The organism is Frankia sp. CcWB2 (assembly GCF_977927585.1).
The window spans coordinates 1,002-8,249 of the sequence record NZ_CDWRCM010000175.1 but is presented as its reverse complement, the minus strand read 5'-3'; the positions used below and the strand labels follow the sequence as shown (position 1 = coordinate 8,249).

Annotated in this window: 7 protein-coding genes; all 7 read left to right on the top strand. The window is 71.9% G+C overall.

Annotated elements, in window-relative coordinates; translation table 11 throughout:
• Positions 1 to 655 (top strand): CobD/CbiB family cobalamin biosynthesis protein (locus ACY45C_RS16710; RefSeq protein WP_462188503.1); only part of this gene is annotated, 655 nt, incomplete at its 5' end.
• Positions 652 to 2,202, top strand: a complete 1,551-nt coding sequence (locus ACY45C_RS16705) for a cobyric acid synthase (protein WP_462188502.1) — start codon at positions 652 to 654, stop codon at positions 2,200 to 2,202. The genes ACY45C_RS16710 and ACY45C_RS16705, both read left to right, overlap by 4 nt.
• Positions 2,203 to 2,359: 157 nt before the next feature.
• Positions 2,360 to 3,304, top strand: coding sequence for an ABC transporter ATP-binding protein (locus tag ACY45C_RS16700; protein ID WP_462188501.1), 945 nt, complete (start codon positions 2,360 to 2,362; stop codon positions 3,302 to 3,304).
• Positions 3,301 to 4,539: an ABC transporter permease gene (locus ACY45C_RS16695; protein ID WP_462188500.1), complete on the top strand. Its 1,239-nt coding sequence runs from the start codon at positions 3,301 to 3,303 to the stop codon at positions 4,537 to 4,539. The genes ACY45C_RS16700 and ACY45C_RS16695 overlap by 4 nt, the downstream gene beginning before the upstream one ends.
• Before the next feature lie 131 nt (positions 4,540 to 4,670).
• The gene (locus tag ACY45C_RS16690) at positions 4,671 to 5,612 is read left to right on the top strand and encodes a ribose-phosphate diphosphokinase (RefSeq protein WP_462188499.1); all 942 of its coding nucleotides are present in this window, start codon (positions 4,671 to 4,673) and stop codon (positions 5,610 to 5,612) included.
• A 273-nt stretch (positions 5,613 to 5,885) separates the two neighbouring features.
• The gene (locus tag ACY45C_RS16685; RefSeq protein ID WP_462188498.1) at positions 5,886 to 6,836 is read left to right on the top strand and encodes an MFS transporter; all 951 of its coding nucleotides are present in this window, start codon (positions 5,886 to 5,888) and stop codon (positions 6,834 to 6,836) included.
• Positions 6,806 to 7,153, top strand: a complete 348-nt coding sequence (locus ACY45C_RS16680; protein ID WP_462188497.1) for a hypothetical protein — start codon at positions 6,806 to 6,808, stop codon at positions 7,151 to 7,153. The genes ACY45C_RS16685 and ACY45C_RS16680 overlap by 31 nt, the downstream gene beginning before the upstream one ends.
• The last annotated feature ends 95 nt before the right edge of the window (positions 7,154 to 7,248 follow it).

Below are 7,248 nucleotides of genomic sequence, written 5' to 3'. Positions count from 1 at the left end.
GTGCGGACGCGACCCGGCGTCGCTGGACGCCGCCGGGATCGCCCGCGGCGCGATTGAGTCCATCGCCGAGAACACCTCCGACGCGCTGGTCGCCCCACTGTGGTGGGGGGCGCTCGCCGGACTGCCCGGCCTGGTCACCTACCGGGCGATCAACACCCTCGACGCGATGATCGGGCACCACAGCCCCCGGTACGAACGCTTCGGCTGGGCGGCGGCGCGCCTCGACGATCTGGCGAACCTGCTCCCGGCGCGGGTGTGCGCGCTGGTGACCTGCGCGTGCGCCCCGGTCGTCGGCGGTTCGGCGGTCGACGCGTACTGGGTCATGCGCCGGGACGGCCGGTCGCATCCCAGCCCCAACGCCGGGATGGTGGAAGCCGCGTTCGCCGGGGCGCTGGGGCTGCGGCTCGGGGGAGAGCTGCGCTACCCCTACCGCGTCGAGCACCGGCCGGAGCTCGGGTTCGGCCGGCGGCCGCAGGGCGCGGACGTCGCTGCCGCGGCCCGGTTGTCCGCGGCGGTGAGCGTGGTGTGTGTCGCGCTGACGGCGGCGGTTCCGGTGGCGCGGCTGGTCGCCTCCGTCCTGACCTCGCGGGTGGGCCTCGGCCTCGGTACCGGATCCGGACGCTCTGGATTCGGGGGGAGGGAGCGCGGCCGGTGAGCGGGGGACTGTTGGTCGCCGGGACCGCGTCGGACGCCGGCAAGAGTGTGCTGACCGCGGGGATCTGCCGGTGGCTGGCGCGGGAGGGGGTGCGGGTCGCCCCGTTCAAGGCGCAGAACATGGCGTTGAACTCAGCGGTCACCGCCGACGGTGCGGAGATCGGCCGGGCCCAGGCGATGCAGGCAGTGGCGGCCGGTGTGGAACCGGAGGCAGCGATGAACCCGGTGCTGCTCAAACCGGGGGGTCAGCGGCACAGCCAGCTTGTCGTGCTGGGCCGCCCGGTCGCCGAGGTCGACGCGCTCGGCTACCGCCCGTACAAGGAACGGCTGGCCGCGATCGTCCTGGAGTGCCTGGACGACCTGCGCGGCCGGTTCGACGCGGTGATCTGCGAGGGGGCCGGTTCCCCGGCGGAGATCAACCTGCGCTCGACCGACATCGCCAACATGGGCCTGGCGCGCGCCGCGAACCTGCCGGTGATAGTGGTCGGCGACATCGACAAGGGCGGGGTCTTCGCCGCCCTGTTCGGCACGCTGGCCCTGCTCGATGCGGCCGACCAGGCGTTGGTCGCCGGCTGGGTGATCAATCGGTTCCGTGGCGACGCCCGGCTGCTCGAACCCGGGCTGCGCCAGATCGAACGGCTCACCGGCCGGCCGGTGCACGGCGTCGTCCCCCGGAAGGCGGGGTTGTGGCTGGACGTCGAGGACTCCCTCGACCTCGCCGCCTTCCCCGATGCCGAGCCCCAGCCCGATGCCGAGCCTTCCCCCGGGCCCGGGACAGCAGTCGGGTCGCACGCCGGTCGGCGGGAGGTGCTGCGGGTCGCCGTCATCCGGCTGCCCCGGCTGTCGAACGTGACCGACATCGACGCGTTGCGCGCCGAGCCCGGGGTCGCGGTGCGCCTGGCCACCCGATCGGACGAGCTCGTCGACGCCGACCTCGTGATTCTGCCGGGCACCCGTTCCACCGTCGAGGACCTGCGCTGGCTGCGTCGCCGCGGTCTCGCCGCGACCCTCGCCGAGCGCGCCGCCGCCGCCCGCCCGGTGCTGGGTATCTGTGGCGGCTACCAGATGCTCGGCCGTCGCATCCGTGACGACGTCGAATCGGGTGCGGGTGAGGTCGAGGGTCTCGGCCTGCTCCCGGTCATCACCACGTTCGACCCGGTGAAGCTGCTCGGTCGCCGCGCGGCCACCGATGCCGCCGGCCGGCCGCTGACCGGCTATGAGATCCGGCACGGGCGGCTGACCGTCGAGGACCATCCGGACGGCGCCCCGTTCGCCGCGGACGGGGTGCGCGTCGGCGCGGTCGCCGGCACGAGCTGGCACGGAGTGCTGGAGAACGACGCGTTCCGTCGCGCCTATCTCGCCGACGTGGCCACGGCCGCGGGGCGTTCGTTCGTCCCGGCGTTCACGCGTTTCGCCGATGTCCGGCAGCGCCGCCTCGACGCCCTCGGTGACCTCGTTGCCGACCATCTCGACACCGGCGCCCTGCGCCGCCTGCTCGCCGAGGGCACACCCGCCGGCCTGCCGTTCGTTCCTCCGGGCGCACCCTGATAATCAACGGTGTTGACATCGTCGCACCGTATAAAATCAATCATGAAAACCACCGCCAATAGCATCTGGTGGAGAGAATCTCCTTGCCGGAGAAGCCCGTGGCAGGGGCAACGGTTGACCGTTACCCGGAACGCCGTGGAGTGGAAAGGTGGTGCAGGTGGGCGACGGACGGCTCGAGATCGACGGGGTGTCGAAACGGTACGGCGACGTCGTCGCGTTGGAGTCGATGACGTTCGAGGTGCGGGCCGGCGAGCTGTTCGGGTTCGTCGGCAGCAACGGTGCCGGGAAGACGACGGCGATGCGTATCGCCCTCGGGGTGCTCGCGGCGGATTCCGGGGTCGTGCGTTATGACGGCGTTCCGCTGACGTTGCGTACCCGCCGCCGGATCGGCTACATGCCGGAGGAGCGCGGCCTGTACCCGCGGATGCGGGTGGGTGAGCAGCTCGTCTACCTCGCGCAACTGCACGGAATGGGGTTGGCGGCGGCCCGTCGCGCAGTGGCGCGGTGGACCGAGCGGCTGGGGGTGTCCAGCCGGTTGGACGACGAGGTGCAGAAGCTCAGCCTCGGTAACCAGCAGCGGGTGCAGCTGGCCGCCGCGCTCGTGCACGATCCGGTCGTCCTGATACTCGACGAGCCGTTCTCCGGATTGGACCCGGTGGCCGTCGATGTGATGAGCGAGGTGCTGCGGGAGCGTCGCGCCGCCGGGGTTCCGGTGATGTTCTCCAGCCATCAGCTCGATCTCGTCGAGCGGTTGTGCGACCGGGTCGGGATCGTGCGGGCGGGCCGGATAGTCGCCTGCGGTTCGGTCGACGAGTTGCGCGCGGGCGGTGATCTGCAGGTGGTGGTGGACGCGCCGACGGCGCCGCCGGGCTGGGCCGACGGGATACCGGGGGTCGTCGTGCGTCACCGGGACGGGCCGCGGACGGTGCTGGGCCTCGCCGCGGGTGCCGACGACCAGGCGGTGCTGCGCGCAGCGCTGGCCACGGGCCCGGTGCGGGAGTTCCGTCGTCGCCGGCCGTCGCTGACCGAGCTGTTCCGTAACGTCGTCGTGCAGGCCGGGCAGCAGCCGGGGAGTGGGGCGTTCCCGGAGAACGCGGCGTGAGCGTGCGGGGGCCGGATGACGCGGCGCAGGGGTCGGGCCGGGTGATCCGGCTGATCGCCCGGCGGGAGATCGTGACGAGGACCAGGTCGCGGGCCTTCCAGATCACCACGGGGCTGTTCGTCCTCGGGATCGGCGCCATGGTGGTGCTGATGTCCCTGACCGGCGGCTCGTCGGCGAGCCGGATCGCGTTGACCGCGGTCGACTCCCGGCAGGCGGCGACGGTCGAGGCTGCGGCCCGGTCGCTGGGCGAGGACGTCGAGGTTCGTGCGGTGGCGGATCGGGCGGCCGGCGAGCGGGCCGTGCTCGACGGTGACGTCGACGCGTTCGTCCGCGTGGTTGCGGCCTCTGGCGCGGCGGGGAACGCCGTCTACCGGGTGGTCGTCAAGAAGGAGCTCGGCGACCGGCTGGCGTCGGTGTTGAGTCTCGCCGCCCGGCAGGTCGCGCTCGAGCGCCAGGTCGTGGGGCTCGGTGGTGATCCGGCCGTCGTGGGGCGAGCCGTGTCCGCGGCCACGGTCCAGGTCAGCGCCCTGCGGCCGGCCTCGGAACGGGACGGGGCCCGGCTGCTGCTCGGCCTGTTCTCCGGCGGGCTGATTTACCTGTCTCTGCTGATCTTCGGCCCGGCCGTGGCGCAGGGGGTGATCGAGGAGAAGACCAGCCGGGTGGTGGAGCTGCTGCTGGCGACGGTGCGCCCGTGGCAGCTGATGGCCGGCAAGGTTATCGGGATCGGCGCCGTGGCTCTCGGTCAGTTGACGCTGATCGGGGTGATCGGCGTGTCGTTGGGCCTGGCGACCGGGCAGCTCGACATCCCAGCCGGGATCGCGATCGGATCGGTCGCGCTGGCGCTGCTGTGGTACCTGCTCGGGTTCGCCGTGTATGCGCTGCTGTTCGCGGCCGCCGGGGCGCTGGTGTCCCGGCAGGAGGACGCCGGCGGGGTCACGGCGCCGATGATCTTATTGATCATCGTCCCGTACGTGCTGGGCATCTCGGTGCTTCCGGGGTCGCCGGACAGCGGCCTTATCCTGGCGCTGGCGATGATTCCGCTGTTCGCGCCGGTCCTGATGCCGATGGTGATCGGGATCGGCAGCGTGGCGGGGTGGCAGGTGGTGGTCGCGATGGCGCTGACGCTCGCGCTGATCGGGGCCCTGGTCTGGCTGGCCGGGCGGGTGTACGGCAATGCGGTGAAGCGCGGCGGGACTCGGGTGCCGATCCGGGAGGCGCTAGGGACCTCGGCATGACTCGGCGTCTGGTCGGTACCATCCGGGACGGGCGGGTCCATCGGACATCGACCGGGACACCGGACACGCCGGGACCCGGGGGACACACAGAGACCCCGGGGACACCGAGAACAGGGAACAAGGAGCGGTTCGTGCGAGACATCGCCGTCTTCAGCGGCAGTGCCCATCCGAGTCTCGCCGAGGAGATCTGCACACACCTCGACGTGCCGCTGCATCGGGTGCGGGTGCAGCGTTTCGCCAACGACTGCCTGGAGGTCCAGCTTCCCGCGAACTGCCGGGAACGCGACGTGTTCCTCATCCAGCCGCTGGTCGCACCGGTGCAGGAGAACCTCGTCGAGCTGCTGCTGATGCTGGACGCGGCGCGCGGGGCGTCGGCGGCGCGCACGACGGTCGTGCTGCCGCACTATGCCTACGCCCGCTCGGACAAGAAGGACGCGCCGCGGATCTCGATCGGCGGGCGGCTGGTCGCGGACCTGCTCGTCACCGCGGGTGCGAACCGCGTCCTCGCGATGACCCTGCACTCGCCGCAGGTCCACGGTTTCTTCAGCGTGCCGGTGGATCATCTGCATGCATTGCGGGAACTCGCCGCGCATTTCCGCCGCTACGAGCTGTCGAACACGACGGTGGTCTCCCCGGACCTCGGCAACGCCAAGGAAGCGGCGGCGTTCGCCCGGATGCTCGGGGTGCGGGTGGCGGCGGGGGCCAAGCAGCGTTTCGCCGACGACCGGGTCAGCATCAGCACGGTCATCGGTGACGTGGCCGGCCGGGACGTCATCGTGTTCGACGACGAGATCGCCAAGGGCAGCACCGTGCTCGAGCTGCTCGAGCGGCTGCGTGAGCTGAACGTGCGGTCGGTGCGGGTGGCGTGCACGCACGGGCTGTTCGCGGCGGGTGCGCTTAAGCGCATCGGCGACCAGCCCGAGGTCGCCGAGATCGTGTGCACGAACACGGTGCCGATTCCGGCGGGGGACCGGGTGCCGAAGCTGAAGATCCTCACGGTTGCCCCGGCACTCGCCGAGGCCATCCGCCGCATCCACAACGGCGAGTCCGTCAGCGATCTCTTCGACGCCTGACCGTCGCGTCGACCTGGCCGGGTCCCGGACACGGGTCCGCCTGATCGCGCGGCGGCCACGTTATGGGGAGCAAGGCACGGTCCAGGGCCCGCAGACCGTCCTCAGGTCCCCCAAATTCGCCGGCCTCCGGCTACGCAACGGGGTAGCCCACTTCGCGGCTGCGGCGCTAGGCTGGGAAATATGGCCTGGCGATGTTGATCCGCACCTGAGTCCGGGCTCGCGCGCCGGCTGTACGCCTACGCGTTCTGCGACGAGCTCGTCCTGCTCTACCCGGTGTACCCGCTGTTGTTCGTCGACGCCGGGTTGTCGCCGGCGGAGATTTCCGCGCTGTTCATCGTGTGGTCGGTGACGTCCTCCCTCCTGGAGATCCCCTCCGGGCTGTGGGCGGATACGGTCTCTCGGCGGCTGCTGTTGATGATCGGTCCGGCGCTGGCGGCACTCGGTTTCGCGCTGTGGACGTTTAAGCCATGCTTTGCGGCGTTTGCCGCCGGGTTCGTGTTCTGGGGGGCGGGCAGCGCACTACGGTCGGGCACGCTCCAGGCTGTCGTCTACACCGAACTGACCCGGCTGGACGCGGTCGCCGCCTATCCCAGGCTGATTGGCCGGTCGCGATCCTTCGCCTCGGCCGCTGTCCTCGTCGCTACCGGGCTCGCGTCCCCCGTCATCGCTATCGGTGGTTACCGAGCCGTGGGAATCGCCAGCGTCGCCGTGGTCCTGCTTGGGGTACCGCTCGGGGCGTCGCTACCCGACTCCCGGGGACACCTCGACGGCCCCGACTACTTGGACGGCCCTGATCACTGCAAAGATGATCATTCTGGTGGCGGTGAGTTCGGCCCTGACGGAAGAAGCGGGAGGACGGCGCGGGCCGCAAGGGCCGGGGAGCGCGGCGAGACTGGTAGCGGCCGGCCCGGCGATCGGAACGGCGGCGATCGGAACGGCGATGCGGGGACCGGCCGGGGCTTCGCGGCGGTGTGGCGGACGGGTCTGGCCGAGGCGGGACGGGTGCCCGCGGTGCGCCGGGCCCTAGTGGTAGTGGCGGTCGTCACGGGTTTCACCGCGCTCGACGAATACGTTCCGCTTCTCGTCGCGTCGACGGGTGCCCCGGCGGCCGAGGTGGCGCTGTGGGTGCTGCTCGTGTCGGCCGGGGGCTTGGTGGGCGGCTGGTTCACGGGCCGGGGGCGGCGCGGATGCCGATGCTGCTTGCGACCGCGGCGGTCTGCCTGACCGTGGGGGCGATCAGCGGTCGTCCCGCGGGATCCGTCGGCGTCGCCGTCGCGTTTGGGATCTTCGAGTGGGCGATCGCCACGGCCGACGCCCGGCTGCAGGCGGTGATCCCCGACCGGGTCAGGGCGACGGTCATCTCGATGGCGGCGGTCGGCTCCGAGGTGGGGGCGGTCGCCGTGTTCGCCGGCTACGCGGTGGGGTCGACCTGGGCGGCTCCGGGGCCGCTGTTCGCCGCGGCGAGCGTGCCCTACCTGGTCGTGGCCGTCGTCTTGGCCCGCGCCGACCGTCGGACCTCCCGGCGCCCAGCGGGGTCGTAGTGCCACCGCGCACGGGCGTACCGCGCACGGGCGCACCAGGCACGGGCGCACCAGGCATGGAGGGCCCGCTGGCGGCACCCGGCCCGGCACCCCCT

Coding starts and splice junctions, on each gene's coding strand:
- ACY45C_RS16680 (WP_462188497.1), top strand. CDS start 6,806: ATGCTGCTTGCGACCGCGGCGGTCTGCCTGACCGTGGGGGCGATCAGC.